The 24,179-nt window shown below is 74.8% G+C and carries 22 protein-coding genes; 11 read left to right on the top strand and 11 right to left on the bottom strand.

The window, feature by feature from the left end:
• Positions 1 to 2 precede the first annotated feature (2 nt).
• The 4 genes from ASG49_RS16790 to holA are packed head-to-tail and all read left to right on the top strand — an operon-like array spanning position 3 to position 5,195.
• Complete coding sequence (locus ASG49_RS16790) at positions 3 to 995, top strand: helix-hairpin-helix domain-containing protein (RefSeq protein WP_200936363.1); 993 nt, start codon at positions 3 to 5, stop codon at positions 993 to 995.
• Positions 992 to 3,280 (top strand): ComEC/Rec2 family competence protein, encoded by a 2,289-nt coding sequence (locus tag ASG49_RS16785; RefSeq protein WP_056544188.1) that lies wholly within the window; start codon positions 992 to 994, stop codon positions 3,278 to 3,280. Before ASG49_RS16790 ends, ASG49_RS16785 begins: the two co-directional genes overlap by 4 nt.
• A gap of 29 nt (positions 3,281 to 3,309) precedes the next feature.
• Positions 3,310 to 4,167: a PhzF family phenazine biosynthesis protein gene (locus ASG49_RS16780; RefSeq protein WP_056544185.1), complete on the top strand. Its 858-nt coding sequence runs from the start codon at positions 3,310 to 3,312 to the stop codon at positions 4,165 to 4,167.
• A 44-nt stretch (positions 4,168 to 4,211) separates the two neighbouring features.
• Positions 4,212 to 5,195, top strand: a complete 984-nt coding sequence (holA, locus tag ASG49_RS16775) for a DNA polymerase III subunit delta (protein ID WP_056544183.1) — start codon at positions 4,212 to 4,214, stop codon at positions 5,193 to 5,195.
• Between the two features lie 75 nt (positions 5,196 to 5,270).
• Here the strand turns inward: holA and rpsT are convergent, their stop codons facing one another.
• Entirely contained in the window at positions 5,271 to 5,531 is a 261-nt protein-coding gene (gene rpsT, locus ASG49_RS16770) for a 30S ribosomal protein S20 (RefSeq protein ID WP_056544179.1), read from the bottom strand.
• A 217-nt stretch (positions 5,532 to 5,748) separates the two neighbouring features.
• Between rpsT and ASG49_RS16765 the strand changes: the two genes are divergently transcribed.
• On the top strand, positions 5,749 to 7,473 hold the full coding sequence (locus ASG49_RS16765) for a thiamine pyrophosphate-dependent enzyme (protein WP_056544177.1): 1,725 nt from the start codon (positions 5,749 to 5,751) through the stop codon (positions 7,471 to 7,473).
• An 81-nt stretch (positions 7,474 to 7,554) separates the two neighbouring features.
• Entirely contained in the window at positions 7,555 to 9,471 is a 1,917-nt protein-coding gene (gene lepA / locus ASG49_RS16760; RefSeq protein ID WP_056544175.1) for a translation elongation factor 4, read from the top strand.
• Positions 9,472 to 9,648: 177 nt separating this feature from the next.
• Here lepA and ASG49_RS16755 read toward each other — a convergent pair whose 3' ends face one another.
• From ASG49_RS16755 to ASG49_RS16725, 7 genes are all read right to left on the bottom strand, one after another.
• Positions 9,649 to 10,128, bottom strand: a complete 480-nt coding sequence (locus ASG49_RS16755) for an SRPBCC family protein (RefSeq protein ID WP_056544171.1) — start codon at positions 10,126 to 10,128, stop codon at positions 9,649 to 9,651.
• A gap of 209 nt (positions 10,129 to 10,337) precedes the next feature.
• Positions 10,338 to 11,693, bottom strand: coding sequence for an amidase (locus ASG49_RS16750; RefSeq protein WP_056544166.1), 1,356 nt, complete (start codon positions 11,691 to 11,693; stop codon positions 10,338 to 10,340).
• 6 nt (positions 11,694 to 11,699) lie between these two features.
• Complete coding sequence (asnB, locus tag ASG49_RS16745; protein ID WP_082534225.1) at positions 11,700 to 13,268, bottom strand: asparagine synthase (glutamine-hydrolyzing); 1,569 nt, start codon at positions 13,266 to 13,268, stop codon at positions 11,700 to 11,702.
• A gap of 28 nt (positions 13,269 to 13,296) precedes the next feature.
• A complete protein-coding gene (locus ASG49_RS16740) occupies positions 13,297 to 13,623 on the bottom strand; it encodes a hypothetical protein (protein WP_056544163.1) in 327 nt (108 codons plus the stop codon).
• The gene (locus ASG49_RS16735) at positions 13,623 to 15,032 is read right to left on the bottom strand and encodes an NAD(P)-binding protein (protein WP_056544160.1); all 1,410 of its coding nucleotides are present in this window, start codon (positions 15,030 to 15,032) and stop codon (positions 13,623 to 13,625) included. Before ASG49_RS16735 ends, ASG49_RS16740 begins: the two co-directional genes overlap by 1 nt.
• Complete coding sequence (locus tag ASG49_RS16730) at positions 15,029 to 15,334, bottom strand: hypothetical protein (RefSeq protein WP_200936362.1); 306 nt, start codon at positions 15,332 to 15,334, stop codon at positions 15,029 to 15,031. Before ASG49_RS16730 ends, ASG49_RS16735 begins: the two co-directional genes overlap by 4 nt.
• Positions 15,335 to 15,356: 22 nt before the next feature.
• Complete coding sequence (locus tag ASG49_RS16725; protein WP_056544157.1) at positions 15,357 to 15,983, bottom strand: hypothetical protein; 627 nt, start codon at positions 15,981 to 15,983, stop codon at positions 15,357 to 15,359.
• A 90-nt stretch (positions 15,984 to 16,073) separates the two neighbouring features.
• On the opposite strand from ASG49_RS16725, the gene ASG49_RS16720 reads away from it, so the two are divergent.
• On the top strand, positions 16,074 to 16,886 hold the full coding sequence (locus ASG49_RS16720; RefSeq protein WP_082534224.1) for an aminoglycoside phosphotransferase family protein: 813 nt from the start codon (positions 16,074 to 16,076) through the stop codon (positions 16,884 to 16,886).
• Here the strand turns inward: ASG49_RS16720 and ASG49_RS16715 are convergent.
• Complete coding sequence (locus ASG49_RS16715) at positions 16,883 to 18,124, bottom strand: RNA polymerase sigma factor (protein WP_056544154.1); 1,242 nt, start codon at positions 18,122 to 18,124, stop codon at positions 16,883 to 16,885. The two genes, ASG49_RS16720 and ASG49_RS16715, sit on opposite strands and share 4 nt — an antisense overlap.
• Positions 18,121 to 18,471: a YciI family protein gene (locus ASG49_RS16710; RefSeq protein ID WP_056544151.1), complete on the bottom strand. Its 351-nt coding sequence runs from the start codon at positions 18,469 to 18,471 to the stop codon at positions 18,121 to 18,123. Before ASG49_RS16710 ends, ASG49_RS16715 begins: the two co-directional genes overlap by 4 nt.
• A gap of 126 nt (positions 18,472 to 18,597) precedes the next feature.
• Between ASG49_RS16710 and ASG49_RS16705 the strand changes: the two genes are divergently transcribed.
• Together ASG49_RS16705 and ASG49_RS16700 are read left to right on the top strand one after the other, a co-directional pair.
• Positions 18,598 to 19,236 carry an MOSC domain-containing protein gene (locus ASG49_RS16705; protein ID WP_056544149.1) on the top strand — a complete coding sequence of 213 codons (639 nt, stop codon included), beginning with the start codon at positions 18,598 to 18,600 and terminating at the stop codon, positions 19,234 to 19,236.
• 56 nt (positions 19,237 to 19,292) lie between these two features.
• Positions 19,293 to 20,279 carry a sulfotransferase gene (locus ASG49_RS16700; RefSeq protein ID WP_056544146.1) on the top strand — a complete coding sequence of 329 codons (987 nt, stop codon included), beginning with the start codon at positions 19,293 to 19,295 and terminating at the stop codon, positions 20,277 to 20,279.
• Here the strand turns inward: ASG49_RS16700 and ASG49_RS16695 are convergent.
• Positions 20,265 to 21,158: a hypothetical protein gene (locus tag ASG49_RS16695; protein WP_056544143.1), complete on the bottom strand. Its 894-nt coding sequence runs from the start codon at positions 21,156 to 21,158 to the stop codon at positions 20,265 to 20,267. The two genes, ASG49_RS16700 and ASG49_RS16695, sit on opposite strands and share 15 nt — an antisense overlap.
• 183 nt (positions 21,159 to 21,341) lie before the next feature.
• Here ASG49_RS16695 and ASG49_RS16690 point away from each other — a divergent pair, with 183 nt between their 5' ends.
• Together ASG49_RS16690 and ASG49_RS16685 are read left to right on the top strand one after the other, a co-directional pair.
• A complete protein-coding gene (locus ASG49_RS16690; protein WP_056544140.1) occupies positions 21,342 to 23,171 on the top strand; it encodes a long-chain fatty acid--CoA ligase in 1,830 nt (609 codons plus the stop codon).
• Between the two features lie 49 nt (positions 23,172 to 23,220).
• Positions 23,221 to 24,132, top strand: coding sequence for a hypothetical protein (locus tag ASG49_RS16685; protein WP_082534223.1), 912 nt, complete (start codon positions 23,221 to 23,223; stop codon positions 24,130 to 24,132).
• Positions 24,133 to 24,179 lie beyond the last annotated feature (47 nt).

Raw genomic sequence — 24,179 nt, 5'->3', positions numbered from 1 at the left:
CCATGGTCGGCAGGAGCAGGCAGTCGCAGGAGGAGGTCGCCGCGGCGGCCCGTCGTCGGCTCGAGCTGCTCGGGCGGGAGCTGGAGGCGGCCGGGCTGCGGCGCGTGGACGACGAGCCGGCGCCCTGGGAGGAGCCGGACGCCGTCGACGAGCCGCCCGAGGTCGGGGTCGGGATCGGGGCGCCGGCCGTGGTGCGGCCGGTGGGTCGGCACGCGCGCGAGCGGCCGCCGGGCCTCGGGGCCCGGCTCGGCGGTGGGGTCCGCGGTTGGGTGGTCGACGTGCTGCCGAGCACGGTGCGGGGTCGGGTGGGGCTGCAGCGGGGCCAGGCGGTGCTGGTGGTCCTGCTGGTGGTGGCGGGGGTCGCCCTGGCGGCGTACGTCTGGCAGCGGGGGAGCCCGCGGCCGGTCGCGCTCGACCGCGCCCCCGCGTCGGCCGAGCCGCTGGCGGAGCTGACGCCCTCGGCGTCGCCGTCGGTCGCGGCGGGGACCGGGGCGTCGGCGACCTCCCCGCCGGCGACGTCCCCGTCGGGGACGGGGTCGCCCGGCGCCACGGTCGTGGTCGACGTGGCCGGCAAGGTCCGTCGCCCCGGCGTGGCCACGCTGCCCGCCGGGTCGCGGGTGGTCGACGCGCTCGAGCACGCCGGCGGTGCTCGCGAGGGGGTCGACCTCGCGGGCCTCAACCTGGCGCGGGTGCTGGTCGACGGGGAGCAGGTGCTGGTCGGCGCCCCGGCCGCCGCAGCTGGTGCTGCCGGACCCGGGGGAGCGGCGGCGGGGGCGGCGCAGGCCGCGCCGGACCCCGCGGGGGCACTGGTCAGCCTCAACACCGCGACGCCCGAGCAGCTCGAGACGTTGCCGGGGGTGGGGCCGGTGACGGCGGGCAAGATCCTCGACTGGCGCAGCACGCACGGCTCGTTCACCGCCGTCGACGAGCTGCTCGAGGTGGACGGCATCGGCGACAAGACGCTCGCCGAGATCGCCCCCCACGTCACCCTGTGAGGCCGCCGTCGGTCGACGACCTGCGGCTGCCGGCGCTGGCGCTGGTGGCGTGGGGGAGCGCGCTGCTCGCCCTGCTGGCACCCTCGTGGGCGGCCGTGCCCGTGGTGGCGGTCGTGGGCGTGCTGTGGGTGCGGCGGCAGCGGCAGGGTCGCGACACCACCACGCTGGTGGTCTGGCTGTGCTGCGGGGTCGGGGTCGTGGCCTCGGTGCTGCTCCGGGTCGACGGGGTGGGGTCGGGTCCGGTCGCCGACCTGGCCCGGCAGCGTGCCGTGGTCCGGGTCGAGCTGGTGACGACCTCCGACCCCGTGCTGCGGCCGGGGCGGTTCGGCGACGTGGTGCTGGTGCGCGCCCGGGTGGAGCAGGTCAGTGGTCGGGGGCGGTCGCACGCGGTGCGCGCCCCCGTGCTGCTCCTGGCCGACACCGCGTGGTCGCGGGTGGAGCTGGGCAGCCGGGTCGAGACCTCGGGCCGGCTGGCGCCGCCGCGCAGCCGCGACCTCGCCGCGGTGCTGGGGCCCCGGGGTCCGCCCGTCGTGGTCGGCGAGCCGGGTCCGCTGCTCGGCGGCGCCGCGGCGCTGCGGGCCTCGATCCGCGAGGCGGTGGCCGACCGGCCGCCGGCTCCTCGGGCCCTGGTGCCCGCCCTGGTCGACGGGGACGACACGGCGATGCCGGAGGGGGTCGCCGAGGACTTCCGCACCGCCGGGCTGACCCACCTGCTCGCGGTCTCCGGCACCAACCTGACGCTGGTGGTCGGCAGCCTGCTGCTGCTGGCCCGCTGGGCCGGCGTACGGGCTCGGGGGCTGCTGGTGGTCGGGCTGCTCGGGGTGGCCGGGTTCGTGCTGCTGGCCCGCACCGAGCCGAGCGTGGTCCGGGCGGCGGCGATGGGGGTGGTGGGCCTGCTCGCGCTGGGGTCGCACGGGCGGCGGCAGGCCACGCGGGCCCTCGGCGCCGCCGTCCTGGGCCTGCTGCTGCTCGACCCGTGGCTCGCGCTGTCGGCCGGGTTCGCGCTGTCGGCCCTGGCGACGGCCGGCATCGTGTGGCTGGCGCCCGCCTGGCGCGACCGGATGGTGCGCTGGGTGCCGCGCTGGGTCGCCGAGGCGGTGTCGGTGCCGCTCGCCGCCCAGCTGGCCTGCACGCCGCTGGTGGCGGCGCTGTCGGGCCAGGTCAGCCTCGTGGCCGTGCTGGCCAACCTGCTGGTGGCGCCGGCCGTGGGGCCCGCCACGCTGCTCGGGCTCGCGGGCGGGGTGGTGGGGCTGCTCTGGCCCTGGCTGGGAGCGGTGGTCGCGGCCCCGGCGGCGTGGTGCGCGAGCTGGATCGTCGCGGTGGCGCAGCGGGCGGCCGACCTGCCCTCGGCGTCGGCCTCGTGGCCCACCTCCGCCCTCGGCCTGACCTTGCTCACCCTGCTCTGCCTGGTGCTCACGGTGGTGCTGGGCCACGTCCTGGCGCGCCGGCGGACGAGCGTGGTGCTGGCCTCGCTCGCGCTGGTGGCGCTGCTCGTGCCGCTGCCGAGCCCCGGGTGGCCGCCCCCGGGCTGGGTGATGGTGGCGTGCGACGTGGGCCAGGGCGACGCCCTGGTGCTGCGGGTGGGGCCCGGCCGGGCCCTGGTGGTCGACGCCGGACCCGACCCCGCCCCGGTCGACCGCTGCCTGCGCCGGCTGGACGTCGAGGAGGTCCCGCTGGTGGTGCTCACCCACTTCCACGCCGACCACGTCGACGGGCTGGCGGGGGTGCTGCGCGGGCGCCGTGCCGGGGCGGTCGAGGTGACCGGGCTGGACGAGCCGGCGGCGGGCGCCCGCGAGGTGGCGCGGGTGGCGGCTGCGGCCGGGGTGCCGGTGCAGCGTGCGTCGTACGCCGGGACCCGGCGGCTCGGCGACCTGGAGTGGCAGGTCGTCGCCCCGGCCGGTCCGCCCCCCGCCGCCTCGGAGTCCCCGCCCAACGACTCCAGCGTGGTGCTGCTGGTGCGCACCCGCGGCGTCCGGCTGCTGCTCATGGGCGACGAGGAGGAGGCCTCGCAGGCCCGGCTGCTGCGCGAGACCGGCGGCATCGCGGCCGACGTGCTCAAGGTCGCCCACCACGGCAGCGCCAGCCAGGACCCCGACCTGGTCCGGGCGACCGGGGCCCGGGTGGCCGTGGTCTCGGTGGGGGAGGGCAACGACTACGGCCACCCCGCGCCGTCGCTGAGCGCGCTGCTGCGCGACGCCGGCATGCGGGTCGCCCGCACCGACCGTGACGGCGACGTCGCGGTGGTCGTCGACCACGGCCTGCGCGTGGTGGGGAGCCGTGACTGACGTCGCGGCCGCCTGCCAGGCTGGCCCGCATGGTCAGCCTCCCCGTGTCCTGGGTCGACGTCTTCGCGAACGGCCCGCTCAGCGGCAACCCGGTCGCCGTGGTGCACGGGGCCGACGGGCTCGACGACGGGACCCTGGCGGCCTTCGCCCGGTGGACCAACCTGAGCGAGACGACGTTCCTGCTGCCGCCGCGGGAGTCTGGCGCGGACTACCGGGTGCGGATCTTCACCCCCGCCGAGGAGTTGCCGTTCGCCGGTCACCCGACGCTGGGCACCGCCCACGCCTGGCTCGAGGCGGGCGGCGTGCCGGCCCGCGAGGGCGTGGCGGTGCAGGAGTGCGGCCTCGGGCTGGTCGAGGTGCGCGCCCGTCCCGGCGCGGAACGCCGGTCGTTCCGCGCGCCGGGGTTCCTCCGGTCCGGCCCGGTCGACGACGCGACCCTCGCGCGGGCGGTGGCGGCGCTGCGGGTCGATCCCGCCCTGGTGCTGCGGGCGGCGTGGATCGACAACGGGCCGGGGTGGCTGGGGCTGCAGCTGCGCGACGCCCGGACGGTGCTCGACCTCGCGCCCGACTTCGCGGCCATGCAGGGGCTGGAGCTGGGGGTGATCGGCGCCCACGACACGGCCGAGGCGGAGCACCTCCGGGCGGCGTACGAGGTGCGGGCGTTCTGCCCCGGCCTCGCGGTCCCGGAGGACCCGGTGACCGGCAGCCTCAACGCCGGGTTCGCCGTGTGGCTGGTCGGCGAGGGCGTCCTGCCCGCCTCCTACGTCGCCCGGCAGGGCACTGCGGTGGGTCGCGACGGCCGCGTGCACGTCGAGCGCGACGACGGCGGCGCGCTCTGGGTCGGCGGCACGACCCGCACGGTCGTGGCCGGCCACCTCACCCCCTGACCCTGCGTCCGCCGGCTGTCGGCGCCGCGTGAGAAGGTCGGGCCATGGCACGTGCGGAGAGCCGGCCGGCGCTGGGTCACGTGACCCTGGTGACCGGTCCGGAGGAGTTCCTGGGGGAGCGCGCCGTGCGCGCGGTCCGCGAGCAGGTCCGCCGCCACGACGCCGACGCCGAGCTGTCCGAGACCGACGCCGCGACGCTCACCATGGCCGTGCTCGGCGACCTCGCCGCCCCGTCGCTGTTCTCCAGCATCCGCTGCGTGGTCGTGCGCCGGCTCGAGGAGCTGCCCGAGGAGTCGGTCCCCGGCCTCCTGCAGTACGCCGCCTCACCGGCCGACGACGTGGCGCTGGTCCTGGCCCACGGCGGTGGCCAGAAGGGCAGCGGGGTGCTGACCCGGCTGCGCAAGCTGGAGCGCGTCGTGGAGGTCAAGTCGGCCTCGCCACGACCGAGCGAGCTGCCCGGCTTCGTCGGCCAGGAGCTGCGCGGCCACGGCTCGCGGATCGAGCCCGACGCCGCCGAGTTCCTGGTGCAGGCCGTCGGTCAGGACCTGCGCTCGCTGGCCGCGGCCGCCCACCAGCTGGCGAGCGACTTCGAGGGCTCGACCCTGACCACCGAGATGGTCAAGCGCTACTTCGGCGGCCGGGCCGAGGCCAAGTCGTTCGCGGTCGCCGACCTCGCCCTGCACGGCCAGGCGGCCAAGGCGCTCGAGGAGCTCCGGTGGGCGCTGGAGCGCGGCACCGCGCCGGTGCTGGTGACCAGCGCGTTGGCGGGCAGCCTGCGCGGGCTGGCCAAGTTCATGGGCGCTCCCCGGGGGATGCGCAACAACGACCTCGCCCGGGAGGTCGGGGTGCCGCCGTGGAAGATCGACGTGCTGCGTCGCCAGTCGCACGGCTGGGACGCCGACGGGGTGGGGCGCGCGATCCGCTCGGTCGCCCGGGCCGACGCCGACGTCAAGGGCCAGGCCAGCGACGCGGCGTACGCGCTGGAGAAGATGGTGCTCGACGTGGTCCGGGCCCGGCCGCGCCGCTGACGGTCGCGGGGAGCCCGGGACGCACGAAGGCGCCGCACCCGAGGGGGTGCGACGCCTGGTGCTGCGGGGGCTACCTCAGAGCGAAGCGGCCTTCTTGGCCATCGCCGACTTGCGGTTGGCGGCCTGGTTCTTGTGGATGACGCCCTTGCTGGCGGCCTTGTCGAGCTGGCGACCGGCGGCGGCGGCGAGGGTCTTGGCCTGGTCGGCGTCGCCGGACTCGGCGGCCTGGCGGAACTTGCGCACGGCGCTCTTCAGCGCGGTCTTGACCGACTTGTTGCGCTCGTGCGCGGCGTCGGCCTGACGGTTGCGCTTGATCTGGGACTTGATGTTGGCCACTGCAGGCTCGCCTCGTCTGGGTCGGGTGTGGATGTGGTGCTGAGTCATGGGGTCGGCCTGCTCGCCGGAGCGGCCAGACACGATCGCCGAGATTACCAGCGTGGCTCCGGGGCGGCCAAATCGCGTCGGGGCGTGCGTCGGCCGGTGGTCCGGGTACATCCGCCACGGCGGCTCCGGATCCGGGGCGACGCCCGTCACCGTCCCCCGAGGAGTCCGCGTGCCCACCGTCGCCGAGCTGTTGATCGAGTCCCTGGCCGAGCACGGCGTGAGGTCGGTGTGGGGCGTGGTGGGCGACGCGCTCAACCCGGTCACCGACGCCATCCGACGGGAGGACCGCATCGAGTGGATCGGGGTGCGCCACGAGGAGGTGGGGGCCTTCGCAGCCGCCGCCCAGGCCCAGCTCACCGGCGACCTCGCGGTGTGCATGGGCACCGTCGGGCCCGGCGCCATCCACCTCCTCAACGGCCTGTACGACGCGAAGAAGTCGCACGCCCCCGTCCTGGCGGTGTGCGGCCAGGTGCCGCGGGAGGAGATGGGCAGCGAGTTCTTCCAGGAGGTCGACAACGACGCGCTCTTCGCCGACGTCGCGGTGTTCAACCAGACGGTGACCCACGTCGACCAGCTGCCCGCCCTGATCGAGGCCGCCGGCAACGCCGCGCTGCAGCACCGCGGCGTGGCCGTGCTCACGCTGCCGGGCGACGTGGGCGGACTGGACCTCCCGAAGGACACCCCGGTGCCCCGGTTCGTGCGCCAGTCGCCCCGGGCCGTGCCCGACCCGGCCGCGGTGCAGTCCGCCGCCTCGGCCCTGGACGCGGCCGACAAGGTCACGCTCCTCGTCGGTCTCGGGGCGATCGACGCGCGCGAGGAGGTGCTCCGGCTGGCGGACCGGCTGGCCGCGCCGATGGTGCTGAGCCTCAAGGCCAAGGAGGGCCTGGAGGACGACAACCCGTTCGAGGTGGGCCAGTCGGGCCTGCTCGGCAATCCCGCGACGGCGACGGCGTTCGCGGACTGCGACGCGCTGGTGCTGATCGGCACCGACTTCCCCTACCGCGACTTCCTGCCCGAGGGGAAGACCGTGGTGCAGCTGGACGTGCGTGGCTCGCACATCGGTCGCCGTCTCGCGGTCGACCTGCCGCTGGTCGGCGACGCCGGGCTCGGCGTGCAGGCGCTGCTGCCGCTGCTGCGGGAGGGCCGGGACCGGTCGCACCTGGACGCGGTGCGCGAGGAGTACCTGTCGTGGCAGGAGTCGCAGCAGGCGCTGGCCGACCCGGCGTACGACCACACCCCGAAGGGGCTGCTGCGCCGCAAGGTCGACAACCCCGACGCCCTGATCAGGCCCGAGCTGCTGGCCGCCGCGGTCGACCGGCACGCCGCCTCCGACGCCGTCTTCACCACCGACACCGGGATGGCCACAGTGTGGTTCTCGCGGTTCGTGCGGATGACCGGCACCCGGCGGCTGCTGGGCTCCTACAACCTGGGCTCGATGGCCAACGCGATGCCGCAGGCCCTCGGTGCCAGCGCGCTCGACCGGCGTCGCCAGGCCGTCGCGATGTGCGGCGACGGGGGGCTGACGATGCTGCTGGGCGACCTGGCCACGGCCGTGGCCTACGACCTCCCGGTCAAGCTCGTGGTCTTCGACAACGGGCGGCTGGGAATGGTCAAGCTGGAGATGGAGCAGGTCGGTCTGCCCGAGTTCGGCACCGTGCTGCGCAACCCCGACCTCGCCGCCGTCGCGCGCGCCATGGGACTCCACGCCGTGCGGGTCGAGCGGCCCGGCGACGTGGACGAGGCGGTACGCGAGGCCTTCGCCCACGAGGGCCCGGTGCTCCTCGACGTCGTGACCAACCCCGACGAGGTGGCGCTGCCGCCCTCGCCGACCGTCTCCCAGGCCTGGGGCTTCGCCATCGCCAAGACCACGGAGGCGCTGACCAGCGCCGAGTGACCAGCGTCGGCGAGGTCGCCCCCGCGGCTCCGGCTGGGGACCGCCGGGTGAGGGCCGGGGGACGGGGCCCGGCGTGGGAGGATGGCCCGGCCGCACCCACCGTCCCGAGAGCACTCCGTGACCCTGAACGCCCACGCGCCCGCCCCGGGCAAGACCGACCCCGCGATCATCCGCAACTTCTGCATCATCGCCCACATCGACCACGGCAAGTCGACGCTGGCCGACCGGATGCTGCAGCTGACCGGTGTGGTGGACGAGCGCGCGGCCCGGGCGCAGTACCTCGACCGGATGGACATCGAGCGCGAGCGCGGCATCACCATCAAGAGCCAGGCCGTCCGGATGCCCTGGACGGTGACCGACGAGGCCGCCACGGTGCACGACGCCGAGCCCGGCACCTACGTCCTGAACATGATCGACACCCCGGGCCACGTCGACTTCACCTACGAGGTGTCGCGCTCGCTCGAGGCCTGCGAGGCCGCGATCCTGCTGGTCGACGCCGCCCAGGGCATCGAGGCGCAGACGTTGGCCAACCTCTACCTCGCCATCGGCGCCGACCTGCACATCATCCCGGTGCTCAACAAGATCGACCTGCCCAACGCCCAGCCCGAGAAGTACGCCGCGGAGCTGGCCGGCATCATCGGCTGCGACCCCGGCGACGTGCTCCAGGTCAGCGCCAAGACCGGCATGGGCGTCGAGCTGCTGCTCAACGAGATCGTGTCCCAGACCCCGCGTCCGGTGGGCGACCCCGACGCCCCGCCGCGCGCGCTGATCTTCGACTCGGTCTACGACACCTACCGCGGCGTGGTGACCTACGTCCGCGTCGTCGACGGCAAGCTCACCCACCGCGACCGCATCAAGATGATGTCCAACGGCGTCGTCCACGAGATGCTCGAGGTGGGCGTGATCAGCCCCGAGCCGGTCAAGGCCGGCGACCTCGGCGTCGGCGAGGTGGGCTACCTCATCACCGGGGTGAAGGACGTGCGTCAGTCCCGGGTCGGCGACACCGTCACCAGCCAGCACCACGGCGCGACCGAGGCGCTGGGTGGCTACAAGCACCCCAACCCGATGGTCTACTCGGGGCTCTACCCGATCGACGGCGACGACTACCCGACGCTGCGCGACGCGTTGGAGCGGCTGCAGCTCAACGACGCCGCGCTGGCCTACGAGCCCGAGACCTCCGGCGCCCTGGGCTTCGGCTTCCGCTGCGGCTTCCTCGGCCTGCTCCACATGGAGATCGTGCGCGAGCGGCTCGAGCGCGAGTTCGACCTCGACCTGATCTCGACGGCCCCCAACGTGGTCTACGGCGTGCTCATGGAGGACGGCACCGAGCAGGTCGTCACCAACCCGAGCGAGTACCCCAACGGCGGCAAGATCGCCGAGGTCCGCGAGCCCGTCGTGAAGGCCACGATCCTCAGCCCGAGCGACTACATCGGCGTCATCATGGAGCTCTGCCAGTCCAAGCGCGGCCAGCTCGAGGGCATGGACTACCTCTCCGAGGACCGCGTGGAGATGCGCTACACGCTGCCCATGGGTGAGATCGTCTTCGACTTCTTCGACCAGCTGAAGTCCAAGACCAAGGGCTACGCCTCCCTCGACTACGAGCCCACCGGCGAGCAGGCGGCCGACCTGGTCAAGGTCGACATCCTGCTGCAGGGCGAGACCGTCGACGCGTTCAGCGCGATCGTGCACCGCGACGCGGCGTACGGCTACGGCGTGATGCTCGCCGGCAAGCTGCGCGAGCTGATCCCGCGGCAGCAGTACGAGGTGCCGATCCAGGCCGCCATCGGCGCCCGCGTGATCGCTCGCGAGACCATCCGCGCGATCCGCAAGGACGTGCTCGCCAAGTGCTACGGCGGCGACATCACCCGCAAGCGCAAGCTGCTGGAGAAGCAGAAGGAGGGCAAGAAGCGGATGAAGATGGTCGGCCGCGTCGAGGTCCCCCAGGAGGCGTTCATCGCCGCCCTCTCCACCTCCGGCCCGCCGGACAAGAAGAAGTAGGCGGACGCCGGGCGGCCGGCGTCGCGGCGCCGAGCGGGAGCGTCATACGGATCGGTGCCCTCAGCCGCCAGCTCGTATGACACGTCGCGGGACGTCATGCGCAACGTGGCCTCCAGGCACCAGTTCGTATGACGTCCGGGGCTCCCCGCGTCGCGGCGCACCCGAGCAGGCCACCCGTCAGGCGCCGGCCACCAGCTCGGCGAGGTGGGCGAGCGAGCGCTCGAGGTGGCCGTCGGCGAACCCCGGGAAGGTGAGGTACTCGCGGGGCCCCGGGCCGACCTCGGACCAGTCGTAGGTCAACGTGACCTCGGTGTCACCCAAGCCGACCGGCGTCAGGTCGTAGCGCCACCACCAGCCGCCGAAGCGCAGCTCCCCCGACTCCGCCTCGACGTAGCCGGTGCGCCAGGCGACCACCCGCGCCTCCTCGTGGGCGATGACCTCGTTGACGGTCTCGTAGGCGCCGTCGACGTGGTCCGGGTGGTACATCGCCATCCGGAAGTGGTTGCCCACCCCGGTGATCCGCCGCCGGTCCACCGCCGCGGTCACCCATCCGGTGCCGTCGATACCGGCGTGCTGGGCGGGGTCGGTGAGGACGGCGAACACGGCAGCGCGGGACGCGGCCAGGATGCGGGTGGCGCTCACGCTCTCGTCGCTCATGCCGGGGTGGACCGTGGTGGGGGACGGGTCTCATCGGTGCGCCCCGCGGGCCCGCCCCTCGGACGCAGCGTGCGGCCGGGCGGCTCGCACCCGCTCGACCTGGGCTCCACGTCCTGGCGCGCGGTGGCGTGGTTCTGCCTGGTGGTGTCCGGCTTCATCGGTGTCGGGCGTACGCCGGGCTGCGGCTGCGGGCCCGGGCCCGAGCTGCCTCAGCCCCCCGGCTCGCCCAGGAACCGGGCGCCGAGCGCGAGCAGGTCGGCGTCGGAGCCGGGCGGTCCGGCGAGCATCAGCCCGACCGGCATGCCGTCGGCCGGCGAGGTGCCCATCGGGACCGACAGCGAGGGGAAGCCGCCGAGGCTGGTGACCACCGTCCAGCAGTCCGTGTAGGGCCGGGCCATCGGGTCGGTGAGGTCCTCGGGCGTGAGGTCGCCGAACAGCAGCGGGGCGGTGGTCGGCATGGTGGGGGAGACCAGCAGGTCGTGCTCGGCCAGCGCCGCGCGGGTCTCGGCGCGGAGCCAGTGGCGGTCGCGCTCGGCCGCCTCGAGCAGGTCGCGGCCGTGGCGGCGGAGGTGGTCGGCGTACTCGTGGCGGCGCACCACCTCGGCGCCCGCGTGGGGGGTCTGCACCCCCTGGCGCAGCACGGGCAGCGCCGCCACCGAGGTCAGCTTCATGTAGGCGTCGAGGCCGCGGGGCGCGGTCGGCAGCGAGACGGGGTCGACCACGCACCCGAGCCCCCGCAGCCGCTCCAGGGCTTCGTCGAACCGCTCCAGGACGCCGGGCTGGTTGGCCGGCCCGCACAGCTCCTGCGGTACGCCGAGCCGCACCCGCCCGCCGAGACGCGAGCGCAGCCGGCGGCCGACCAGCACCTCCGTGGCCAGCCGTACGTCGCCCACGGACCGGCCCAGCGGACCGACCGTGTCGAAGCCGGGCGCGAACGGCAGCACCCCGCGCATCGGGAACCGGCCCTGCGAGGGGGCGATGCCGACCAGCCCGCACTGCGAGGCGGGCTCGCGGACCGAGCCGCCGGTGTCGGTGCCGAGCGCGAGCGGCGCCATCCCCGAGGCGACCGCGGCCGCCGAGCCACCGCTGCTCCCGCCGGGGCTGCGGCGGTGGTCCAGCGGGTTGCGCGTGGGTCCGAAGGCGGAGGTCTGCGTCGAGGCGCCCATGGCCAGCTCGTCCATGTTGGCCCGGCCGAGCAGGATCGCGTCGGCGGCCCGCAGCCGGGTCACCACGGTGGCGTCGCGGACCGCGCTCACCGGCAACCGGCCCGCCGATCCGGCCGCGGTCGTCTGGCCGCCGACGTCGATGTTGTCCTTGACCACCACCGGCACCCCGGCCAGGGCGCCCGGCCGGATCCCCGCCGCGACCCGCTCGTCGAGCGCGCGGGCCGCCGCGAGCGCACCCTCGGCGTCGACATGGACCAGGGCGTTGACCTCGGCGTTGAGCCGCGCGACCACCTCGAGGTGGGCCTCGAGGACCTCCTCGGCGCAGCGCTCGCCGCGGCGCACGGCCCGGGCGGTCGCGCGCGCGTCGCTGGTGCCCGGCGGGGCGTCGTACGGCGTCATCGGGGCTCAGGCGGTCGCGAACCGGCCCAGGACCTGCTCGGCGCGGATGCCGCCCAGGTGCTCGGCGAAGATGCGCTGGTAGCCGAGCTCCTCGCGGGTCCGGGCGGGGGGCAGGCCGGGGATCCGCACCCGCTCCCAGTCGGCGTCGGGCACCAGCCGGGCGGCCTGGCGGGCCATCACCTCGGCGGTGCCGGAGCCGTCGCCGAACTGCTCCTTGCGGCGCCACAGGATGCTCTCGGGCAGCCAGCCGGCGAAGGCCTCGCGGAGCAGCGCCTTCTCCTGCGCCTGCTCCTGGCCGTCCTCGCCGAGCAGCTTCCACTCCAGCGGGACCCGCTGCGCCACGGCCAGCAGCTCGCGGGACAGGAACGGCACCCGCGCCTCGAGCCCGTGGGCCATGGTGACGCGGTCGCAGCGCTGCAGGTTGAGGTGGTGCAGCCCGTCGACGCCGTCGGCCAGCGCCTCGCCGAGCGCGACCGCGTCCAGGTCGCGGAAGTGGTGGTAGCCCGCGAACAGCTCGTCGGCCCCCTCGCCGGTCAGCACGACCTTGAGGTGCCGGGCGGCGAGCTCGGCGAGCAGGTAGTTGGGCACCGCGCTGCGCACCAGCGACGGCTCGTAGCTCTCGATCGAGCGGACCACCTCGGGCAGCACCGCCACGACGTCGTCGTCGGTGTAGACCCGCTCGTGGTGGTCCAGGCCGAGGTGCTCGGCCACGACGCGGGCGGCGGCCAGGTCGGAGCTGCCCTCGGTGCCGGCGGCGAAGGAGCGTACGACGGCCCCGGGCCCGTCCGTCGTCCGGGCCAGCCTCGCCAGGACCGCCGCGACGATGCTGGAGTCGAGCCCACCGGAGAGGAAGACGCCGACCGGCACGTCGGCCATCATCCGCGCGCCGATGCTGCTCACCAGCGTCTCGCGGACGGCGACCCGCGCCTGCTCCCGGTCCTCGTACGCCGGCGCCGCCGGTGCGTCGAGCCCGAGCGGGTCGGTCCGCAGGTCGACGAACGGCATCAGGCCCTGCTCGGGGGTCCAGTGGTGCCCGGGCGGGAACTCCTCGACCAGCCCGCGCAGCGCCTCGGGGAACGCCACCAGCTCGGAGGCGGCCAGCACCCGGTCCTCGTGGCGCGCCCAGTAGAGCGGCTTCACGCCCAGCGGGTCGCGGGCCAGCACCACCTCGCCGTCGCCGGTGGCGGTGCAGAAGGCGTACATGCCCTTGAGGTCGTGCACGCCCGCCGTGCCGCGCCGCTCCAGCACCCGGAGCACCACCTCGGAGTCGGACCCGGTGGCGAAGGGGCCGCCCAGCTCGGCGCGCAGCGCCTCGTGGTTGTAGATCTCGCCGTTGGCCACCACCCAGCGCCGTCCGTCCTGGCTGCGCAGCGGCTGCTCGCCGCCGTCGAGGTCGACGATCGCCAGCCGGGTGTGGCCCAGCCAGGTGGGGCCGACCTGGCGGGTGCCCGAGCCGTCGGGCCCGCGGTGGTGCAGCCGCGAGAGCAGCTGCTCACCGAGCTCGCGCGAGCGGCGCCGGCGGCCGGGGTCAGGGGCGTCGGGCGAGAGGTCGTGCACCGCTGCGATGCCGCACACGCGGACTCCTGGGGTCGGGGGCTCCAGCCTAGGCGTCGGGGGAGGGCGTCGGGGCCGATCCCTCGCGCCGTTCGTGCAGCCGCTGCTGCGCGTCGGCGAGGTAGGTCAGGCACGGCGCCTCGGTGCCCGGGTGCCGCTCCACGAGGTGAAACGTCCAGCGGTCCATGGCGGCGAGGTAGCCGTTGTCGCCGCCCGGACGGTACGCCCCCCAGGGCTTGTCGCCCTTGGTCGTGCAGGTCGTGCAGCTGATCTTGTAGACGAAGGCCCGGGTGCGGTCGACGTCGACGACGACGCGGGCCAGGGGCCCGGCCTCGACGCCGGCCTTGCGCTCGCGCGCGGAGCGGCTGGCGACCATCAGGCACCCCCTCCCAGGCCGCCGAGGGCGGCCAGGCGGGTGACGCCGGGGGTGGTCCAGCGCGCCAGGCCCTCGCGGGCGGCGTCGAGCGCGGGCGAGCCCGGGTGCTCGGGCGGCACCCGCGCGGGGTTGAGGGCGACCCGGTCCGACCACGCCTTGACGTCGGGCTCGGCGCCGAAGGAGGCGGCGCTACGGGTGCCGAGGACGTTCATCCGGGCCCAGTCGGCCAGCGTGTTGCCGAACGACGACGGCGGGCACAGCCGGTTCTTCTCGGCGTCGCCCTCCGGCCCGGCGGGGCGGGTGGCCTCGACGTAGCCGGTCAGCGCGGCGCCGAAGCAGGGGAACCCGGCGCGGACCGGCTGCAGCGTGATCGCCTGCTGGCCCCAGACCGGCAGCCGCGGCCGCGAGCGCAGCCCGTCGGCGGCGCAGTTGACCACTACGGCGTCCTCGGCGATCTCCACCGAGCCCTCGGTCAGCCGGAGCCGGCCGCGCTCGACCGAGACGACGTGCCCCCGGCGTACGACGTGACCGATCGTGCGGAGCAGGTCGAGCTCCCAGGTGCCGAGCGTGGGCGCCTTGGCCATGCTCGGGGTGACGGTGCGGTCGACCCGGAGCATGATGCCGGCCTCCTCGAGGTCGAGGAACAGGCCCTCGAGGGTCTCGGCCGAGGCGGCCAGCCGCATCATCTCCGCGACCATCCCGAGGTAGACCTCGGGGTCGGGCTGGATCAGCGCGCGGTTGAGCATCCAGGGGTCGCGCGGGCGGACCCAGCAGATCCGGTCGGGGTCGACGCCCCGTCCGAGCAGCCAGACGCAGGCGTCGGTGGCGGTCTTGCCGGAGCCGACGACGACGTACTGGCTCGGGTCGTGCTCCAGGGCCGGGAGGTCGTTGACGGGCACGACCTGCACCCCGGCGCCCACCACGAAGCGGGGCGGGGTCTCGGCGGGGATCCGCGGGGCGAGGTAGCGCGCGTCGACGACGCGGCAGTCCTCGGGCACGAGGTGGACGGTGCCGGTCTCCACCGAGACGAAGCTGCGGTCGCCGAGGTAGTCGCAGCCGGCGAACAGCTCGACCCGGCCGCTGTCGAGCATCCGGCGCTGCACGACGTCGTCGTAGTAGGCCTGGATGGTGGGCTGGTCGGCGCGGACGTGCAGGCCCGCCTCGGGGCCCTCGGTCTGGGTGCGTCCCTCGGCCAGCACCGTGGAGGCGACGCCGTAGAACGACGAGGCCTGGTGCAGCCTCACGAACGGGTAGGCCTCGCGCCAGTGGCCGCCCACGCCCGGCCGGCGGTCGACCAGCGCCACCCGGGCGTCGGAGTGGTCGATCAGCGCGTCGGTGAAGGCCAGGCCGGTCGCCCCGGCCCCGACCACGAGGTGGGTGACGTCGAGGGTGCGGGTGCGGACCGTCATCGCCGGCAGGACCCGTCGGCGCAGCCCGCGCCGGCTGCGGCGCGACAGCGGGACACGGTCGCGGCCAGGCCGAGCGCCCAGCAGGTCGGGCAGCCCCGCCAGGCCACGGCGGCGGGCACGAGCAGCAGCAGGGCCGCGGGGTGCGCGGCCGCCTGCCACAGCGCCACCACCACGAGCGCCAGGCCGAGCAGGCCGCGCAGCACGTGCTCGGTGACGCTCCGGCTGGCGAAGAGCGAGGTGACCGGGTCCTGGGCCGTCGGGTCGGACGCCTGGCGCTCGGGGGCGGGGGCGGTCGTGGTCACGGCGCCCACCGTAGCCACCGGGTCAGGCCCGCGGCACCCGCGCGGCCGCCGCGAGCAGCCGGGCCTCGGCCTCGGGCAGCGCCACGGCGTGGTCGGCGCGGGGCAGCGAGAGCACCGAGTCCGTCCCGTACGCCGCGTCCAGCACGCCGAGGACGAGCCCGGCGTCGCGCACGTCCCGGGCCAGCACCCGCACCCGCTCCTCGCCCACGGTCAGGTCGAGCCGCACCAGGTCGGGGGCGAACGACCCGGCCGGGCCGGCCGCGACCAGCGCCAGGGGCAGCACGCCGTCGGTGACCGCGGCGACGGCGGCGGCCGCGGCGGCGTCGCTCAGGTCGCGGCAGCCGAGCACGACCGCGCCGGCCGCCGTCAGCCGGGCCGCGGCGAGGAGGTCGGGACGGACCAGCACCGGGACCCCGGCCAGGGCGCCGCCGGGCAGGCCGTGGCGCAGCCGGGTGTCCAGCCGCACCACCTGGGCGGCGGCGCGCCGAGTGTCGGCGAGCCCCGGGGCGACGAGGGCCAGCCGGTCGAGGTGGGCGGCGAGCACGTCCGGGGCCGAGAGCCGACCGAGGCGGACCAGGGCGGCGAGCTCGCGGGCGGGGAGCTGGGTCAGCCCGGTCGCGGGGGCGGCCGGCGTGACGGTGGGGGGCATGAGGGGAGCCCATCATCTCCGTGCCCCGACCGGGTGGCGTTGTCACACCGACCCGCACCTGGACCAGACCGGCGTGGCACGATCGCCGGGATGTCCAGCGCCGATCCGCTCGAGGGTGTACGCCGCGCGTGGGAGCTGCGTGCCGACGGCCCGGTGACGCGCCGGGGCGCGGCGACGGTGCAGCCGGTGCGCACCGAGGCCGGCACCCCGGCCTCCCTCAAGCTGGGCGCGGCGCCCGAGGAGCACCTCGCGCTGCGCCGCTGGGACGGCGCCGGCGCCGCCCGGCTGCTGCGGGCCGACCCGCACCAGGGGGCGCTGCTGCTCGAGCGGCTGCACGCCGAGGACCTCGCCGACGCCTGGGACGTCGAGGCCTGCGAGGTGGTGGCGGGGCTCTACGGCCGGCTGCACGTGCGGGCCACGCCGCAGCTGCGCCTGCTCTCGGCGTACGCCGCCCGGGTGGCCGACCACCTCGCCGCCCTGCCCCGCTCGGCCCCGCTGCCGCGCCGGCTGGTCGAGCAGGCGGCCGGGCTGGCCCGCGACCTCGCGGGCGACCCGGCGACCGACGGCACCCTGGTGCACGGCGACCTGCACTACGGCACCGTGCTGGCGGGCGACCGCGAGCCGTGGCTGGTCGTCGACCCGCGTCCGCTGAGCGGCGACCGGCACTACGAGCCGGCACCGATGCTGACCCACCGCTACGACGAGCTCTCGCTGCCCGGGGGCGTCGGCGTCCGCGACGGGCTGCGGCAGCGCTTCCACGCACTGGTCGACACCGCCGGGCTCGACGAGGACCGCGCCCGGGCCTGGGTGGTGGTGCGCGTGCTCGCCGACGCGGCCGGGGCGCTCGCGGACGCCGCGGTCGTGACCCGGGCGGTCACCGTGGCCAAGGCGGTCCAGGACTAGGTCGGGCCGCGGCCCAGGCCGTCCCGGCGGCCGGCGAGGAAGGCCCGCTCGGCGTCGTTGCCGGCCAGCCCGATCGCCGCGTCGTACGCCGTCCGCGCCTCCTCGTGCCGTCCGAGCCGTCGCAGCAGGTCGGCCCGGGTGGCGTGCCAGGCGTGGTAGCGCTCCAGCGGCAGCCGGTCGACCACGCCCAGCGCGACCTCCGGCCCGTCGACCTCGGCCACCGCGGCCGCCCGGTTGAGCGCCACCACGGGGGTCGGGCGCAGCGCGAGCAGCTGGTCGTAGAGCTGCACGACCTGCGACCAGTCGGTCATCGAGGCGTCGAGGGCGTCGGTGTGCACCGCGTTGACCGCCGCCTGGAGCTGGTAGGGCCCGGGCCGCCCCAGCGCCAGGCAGCCCCGGACCAGACGGTGCCCCTCGTCGACGAGGGCGGCGTCCCAGCGGGTGCGGTCCTGCTCGGCGAGCGGCACCAGCCGTCCCTCGGCCACCCGGGCCGGGCGGCGGGCCTCCGTGAGCAGCATCAGCGCGAGCAGGCCGTCGACCTCGGGCTGAGCACCGAGCGACGGCGTGTGCCGCACCATCTCGTGCAGCTGCCGCGCCAGCCGGATCGCCTCGCCGGTCAGGTCCTCGCGCACCGCCTGGCCCGAGTGGGAGAGGTAGCCCTCGTTGAAGACGAGGTAGAGCACGGCCAGCACGCCGTCGAGCCGCTCGGGGAGGTCCGATGCCGCCGGGACCCGGTAGGGGATGCCGGCCCGGGCGATCTTCTGCTTCGCCCGGGTCAGGCGCTGGGCCATCGTGGTCTCGGGGACCAGGTAGGCCGCGGCGATCTCGGGCACGGTGAGCCCGCCGAGCAGCCGCAGCGTGAGCGCCACCCGGGCCTCGGGGGCCAGCGCCGGGTGGCAGCAGGTGAACACCAGCCGGAGCCGGTCGTCCGCCACGGGTCCGGTGGGCTCGTGCGGGGTGGGGTCGGAGACCATCTGCGCCTCGGCGTGCTTAAGGTCGCGGCGCTGCTCGCGTCGCAGCCGGTCCAGGGCCTTGTTGCGGGCCACGGTGGTCAACCAGGCACCCGGGTTGGGCGGCACCCCGTCGACCGGCCACCGCTCGGCGGCCACGACGAGGGCCTCGCCCACCGCGTCCTCGGCCAGGTCGAGGTCGCCCAGGCGCCGGGCCAGGCCGGCGACCACGCGTCCGTGCTCGGCACGGAACACAGCCGACAGCCCGACCGGGGCGGGGGTGCTCACTCGCCCTGGAAGGGGCGCACCTCGACCTTGCCCATGCAGGCGGCCGAGGCCCTCTTCGCGACCTCCAGCGCCGCGTCGAGGTCGGCGACGTCGATGACCCAGAACCCGCCGAGGACCTCCTTGGTCTCGGCGTACGGGCCGTCGGTCAGCACCGCGTCGGAGCCCGTGGCGTCGACCACCGTGGCGTCCGAGGGCGGCGTGAGGCCACCGGCGAAGACCCAGCTGCCGCTGGCCTGCAGCTCGGTGTTGAAGGCGTCGACCTGGGCGAAGGCCTGCTGCATCTCGGCCTCGGTGGTGCCGGCCACGTCGTCGAAGTCGGTGTGGACGGAGAGGAGGTACTGCGTCATGTCGGTGCTCCTTGCTCGGGCCGGGCGCCCGGTGCGCCCGGTCTCACCCTCTCCACGAACGGGGAGGGCCACACACGACACCCCGCGCGAAAAAAACTTCCGGCGGGTTCCTGAGACCATGTCCGCGTGCAGGTGGTCTCCGTCAACGTCGGTCGTCCCCGCCCCGCCGCGTGGGCCGGGATCGGCCGCACCTCGATCGACAAGCACCAGGTCACGGGGCCGGTGGCCGTGGGCCGGCTCGGCCTGGAGGGCGACGAGGTCTCCGACACCCGCCACCACGGCGGGATCGACAGGGCGGTCTACGCCTTCGCCCGCGAGGACCTCGACCGCTGGGCCGATCGGCTGGGCCAGGAGGTCCCCGACGGGCACTTCGGCGAGAACCTCACCACCCGCGGGCTCGACGTCAACGAGTCCGAGGTGGGGGAGCGGTGGCGCGTCGGCACCGCCGTGCTCGAGGTGGCCTCGGTCCGCACGCCCTGCAACGACTTCAAGACCTGGCAGCGTCGCCACGGCTTCGACGACCGGGGCTGGGTCCGGCGCTTCACCGAGGACGGCCGACCGGGCCCCTACCTGCGCGTCGTCCACGAGGGCGAGGTCCAGGTGGGCGACCCGATCGAGGTGGTGCACCAGCCCGGCCACGGGGTGACGGTCGCGACGATGTTCCGGGCACTCACCACCGAGCGGTCGCTGCTGCCGGACCTGCTGCGCGTCGAGGGGCTCACGACCGAGGCGCGGCGTCGCGCGGAGGCCTACGTCGGCGGCTGAGCGTCCATCTCGTGGCCTCGCGCATTGTTAGTCCATAGAGTGGGTAGGCTTTCGTCATGAGTCGACGACCTCCCGACTTCTTCCTGGTCGGGGCACCCAAGGCGGGCACGAGCGCCCTCCACGCCGCGCTGACGCTCCACCCGCAGCTGTTCCTGAGCCGGGTCAAGGAGCCGAAGTACTACATGTGCGGCGACTCCCCGCCCCCGGCGTACAAGGGTCCGGGCGACGCCCACAGCAACCAGGAGTGGATCTGGCAGCGCGAGCGCTACCTCGACCTCTTCGACGGGGCGGGCGAGGACCAGCTGCGCGGCGAGAGCACGCCGTTCTACCTCTACAACCGTGACGCCCGCCGCCGGATCGCGGCCGACCGTCCCGACGCCAAGCTGATCGCGGTGCTGCGGGACCCGGTCGACCGGGCGTACTCCAACTGGATGCACCTGTGGATGGACGGCCTCGAGCCGCGCGCCGACATCGTCGAGGCGGTGCGCAAGGAGCCCGAGCGCATCGACAACGGCTGGGCGCCGTTCTGGCACTACCAGTCGATGGGGATGTACGGCCGGCAGCTGCAGGACCTCTACGACCACGTCCCGCGCGAGCAGGTGCTGGTGCTGCGCTACCGCGAGCTGGTCGACGAGCCCGACCGGGTGCTCAACCGGGTCTTCGACTTCCTCGGGGTGCAGACGCAGGAGATCGCCCAGATCCCCTCGGACAATAGCCGCCCCTTCGTCAAGGACGGGGTGCGGGCCCGCACCGTCGGCCCGGTGATCCGGGCCGGAGCCGCGGTCGGCCAGTTCCTGCCGCCGAAGGTCTGGCGCACCGTCAGCAAGCCGCTGATCAACCAGCTCCACAAGGGCGGGGAGACCGGGCGGCCCAGGCTCACCCCCGAGCAGCGCACCCTCCTGCTGCAGCCCCACCTCGAGGACATCGCGCTGCTCGAGGAGCTGACCGGCGAGTCGTTCGCGCAGTGGCGGGAGTACCGCGACGGCGGGTCGTTCTCCAGCCGCCAGGCGGCCGGCCGGTCGAAGGCCTCAGCGGGCCAGTGACGTGACGAGGTCGTGCGCCCCGTCGGGGCGCGCGACCTCGACGTAGAAGCGGGTGCTGCCGTCGGGCTGCGGCACGGCGCTGGCGTAGCGCATCGCCCCGTCGCTGGCGGGGGAGCGCAGCACCGGTGCGTCCGGGGCCGGGCGCAGCACGCCGGTGGCGTCGGCGCGCGCGACCGAGGTGGTCTCGTGCCAGTTGTCCTCGGCGGTCGGGCGGCCGTCGTACAGGACCACGAGGGGGTCGTGGGAGAGCACGGTCGTGACGCGGGCGCCGCGGGCGTCCCAGGTGCCGGGGGTGGGCTCGAGCACGGTGCCGTGCCGCTCCCAGACCAGGCCGTCGTCGCTGGTGAGGTAGGCCGTCGACATCCGGTCCTCGTGGCCGGGGTCGGTCAGCGGGTGCTCGCACAGCCACATCTCCCAGCGGCCGTCGCGCAGCGTGATCACGGGGTCCTTCACCGCGACGGTGTCCGACCCGGGCAGCACGACGGTACGGCGACCGCGGGGCAGCTCCTCGGGGGTGTCGGCGTCCAGCGCCTCGATCCACCAGTGCTTGGAGCCCGGGGTGGCGCAGGAGAGGTAGAGCCGCCAGCCGCCGTCGGGGCGGCGGCAGACGACGGGGCGCTCGAAGGACTCCGCGCCGAAGTCGTCGCGCATCACCTCGCACACGGGGGTGAAGGTGACGCCGTCGGTCGACCGGGAGACCACGGTGGCGACCCCGCGGCCGTCGGGGAGCGGGCGGCGTACGCGGTAGGTCAGGTAGGTGACGCCGTCGACGAGCACGGCCGACGCGGCGCCGGCCCAGTTGCCCGGGCCGGACCCGGGTGCCGGCACGACGACCTGGGCGTCCTCGACGGCGGGCAGGGGGGTGTCGACGAGCTCCATGACCCGAACCCTACTGACGGGGTCGGCTTTGCGTCGGTTGCCCACGTCCACCATGTCGTGGCGACCGGGATATCGGGTCGCCCCCGAGGGGTGCCCGACTTGCTCCTGTGATCTAAGTTACTGCCACGTCACCCAGGTGTCGGGCCTCCGAGACGGCCCGGCCAGCCCCAGGCAGGAGCCCCCATGTCAGCGGTCACGCCCGACACGTCCTTCATCGAGAACCGGCCGCCCAGCGTGGCCGTCCAGTTCCGGGAGCGGGTCCAGAAGTCCCCCGAGCGGGAGGCCTACCGCTACCCCGCGGCCGACGGCGAGCCGTGGACGTCGATCACCTGGAAGGAGACCGGCGACCGCGTCGAGCACCTCGCCGCGGGCCTGCTGGCGCTGGGCCTGCAGCCCGAGCAGCGCGTGGGCATCGCCTCGGGCACCCGGGTGGAGTGGATCTTCGCCGACCTCGCCATCATGTGCGCCGGCGGCGCCACCACGACCGTCTACCCCTCGACCATGGCCGAGGACGTCGCCTACATCGTGGCCGACTCGGAGTGCCGCATCGTCTTCGCCGAGGACGCGAGCCAGCTGGAGAAGCTGCGCCAGCACCGCACCGAGCTGCCCCACCTCGACAAGGTGGTGCTCTTCGAGGGCGCCGGCGACGGCGACTGGGTGCTCAGCCTCGACGACCTCTCCACCCTCGGCGCGAAGCACCTCGCCGAGTCGGGCGACGCGGTCGACCGGGCCGTGGACGCCATCGGCCCCGACCAGCTCGCCACCCTGATCTACACCTCCGGCACCACCGGCAAGCCCAAGGGCGTGCGGCTCAAGCACTCCTCGTGGACCTACGAGGGCGCCGCGATGGAGGCGCAGGGCATCCTCAGCGAGGAGGACCTGCAGTTCCTGTGGCTGCCGATGGCCCACTCCTTCGGCAAGGTGCTGCTCTCCACCCAGCTCGCCTGCGGCTTCGCGACCGCCGTCGACGGCCGGGTCGAGAAGATCATCGAGAACCTCGCCATCGTCAAGCCGACCTTCATGGGCGCGGCCCCGCGCATCTTCGAGAAGGCCCACGGCCGGATCCTCACGATGCAGGCCGCCGAGGGCGGCGCCAAGGAGAAGATCTTCAACCAGGCGTTCGCCGTCGGGCGCAAGGTCGACGCCCTCAAGCGCGAGGGCAAGTCGGTCCCGCTGCCGCTCAAGCTGCAGCACGCCGTGTTCGACAAGCTGGTCTTCTCCAAGATCCGCGACCGCTTCGGCGGACGGGTGCGGTTCTTCATCTCCGGCGCCGCGGCGCTCAACCGCGACATCGCCGAGTGGTTCCACGCCGCGGGCATCCTGATCCTCGAGGGCTACGGCCTCACCGAGACCTCCGCCGGCTCGTTCGTCAACCACCCGGACAACTACAAGTTCGGCACCGTCGGCCCGGTCGTCCCCGGCAGCGAGGTCCGTCTCGGCGACAACGACGAGATCCAGATCAAGGGTCCCGGCATCATGGACGGCTACCACAACCTGCCCGACCAGACCGCCGAGACGCTGACCGAGGACGGCTGGCTGCGCACCGGCGACAAGGGCGCCCTGGACGACGAGGGCTACCTGACGATCACCGGCCGCATCAAGGAGCTCTTCAAGACCTCCGGCGGCAAGTACATCGCGCCCCCGGCCATCGAGGCCAAGTTCAAGGCCGTGTGCCCCTACGCCAGCCAGTTCATGGTCTTCGGCGACGAGCGCAACTACTGCGTCGCGCTCGTCACCCTCGACCCCGACGCCATCGTGGGCTGGGCCGAGGAGAACGGCCTGGGCGGCAAGTCCTACGCCGAGATCGTGGCCGACCCGAAGACCGAGCAGATGGTCGACGGCTACGTCGAGGAGCTCAACGGCCAGCTCAACCGCTGGGAGACCATCAAGAAGTTCACGCTCCTCGACCACGACCTCTCGGTCGAGTCGGGCGAGCTGACCCCCTCGATGAAGGTCAAGCGCAACGTCGTGCAGACCAACCACCAGGACGTCATCGACGGCATGTACGCCTGACCCAGGTCTCGCACAGCCACCGCACAGGGGTGCGGGTGAGGATCGGCCCATGAGCCGCCGCACCCGCACCCCTGTCGCCGTCCCCGCCCACCACCACGCCGCCCACGAGCACGGCGAGGTCGAGGCCCACGACCTCGGCCTGTCCCACGACCTGCCGCGCATCGTCGAGCGCAACCTCGGCCGTCGCGGCCTGCTGGCCCTGTTCGGCGGGGTCGGGGCGGTCGCCGTCGTCGGCTGCGGGTCGGAGGCGTCCACGTCCTCGTCGTCCTCCGGCGCGTCGTCGGGTGGTCCCGGCACCCCGCCCGACGGCGGCGGGTCGACCACCACGGTCGCCGAGGGCGAGATCCCCGAGGAGACCGCCGGCCCCTACCCGGGCGACGGCAGCAACGGGCCCGACGTGCTCTCCGAGAGCGGCGTGGTCCGCAGCGACATCACCACGAGCTTCGGCTCGGCCAGCGGCACCGCCGGGGGCGTGCCGCTCACCATCCGGATGAAGGTCTACGACCTCGACGGTGACGACGCCACCGTCCTGTCCGGCGCCGCGGTCTACGCCTGGCACGCCGACCGCGAGGGCCGCTACTCGATGTACGACGACGAGGTGGCCGACCAGAACTACCTCCGCGGCGTCCAGGTCACCGACGCGACGGGCTGGGTGGAGTTCGCCAGCATCTTCCCCTCCTGCTACGCCGGCCGGTGGCCGCACGTCCACTTCGAGGTGTACGCCGACGTCGAGGCCGCCACGAGCGGGGGCGAGAAGCTGCGCACCTCCCAGCTCGCGCTGCCCCAGGACGTCTGCGAGACCGTCTACGCCACGGAGGGCTACGAGGCGTCGGTGCAGAACCTCGGCCAGGTCTCGCTCTCCAGCGACATGGTCTTCAGTGACGGCTACTCGCTCCAGATGGCCAAGGTCACCGGCAGCGTCGAGGAGGGCTACACCGCCACGCTCAACGTCCCCGTCTGAGCGGCGTACGCCGCGCGCCCGCCCGCCGTACGCCCGCCGGGCCCGCA

This window comes from Marmoricola sp. Leaf446 (assembly GCF_001424755.1).
Lineage (GTDB): Bacteria > Actinomycetota > Actinomycetes > Propionibacteriales > Nocardioidaceae > Marmoricola.
This window is presented reverse-complemented; position numbering and strand designations above follow the sequence as displayed.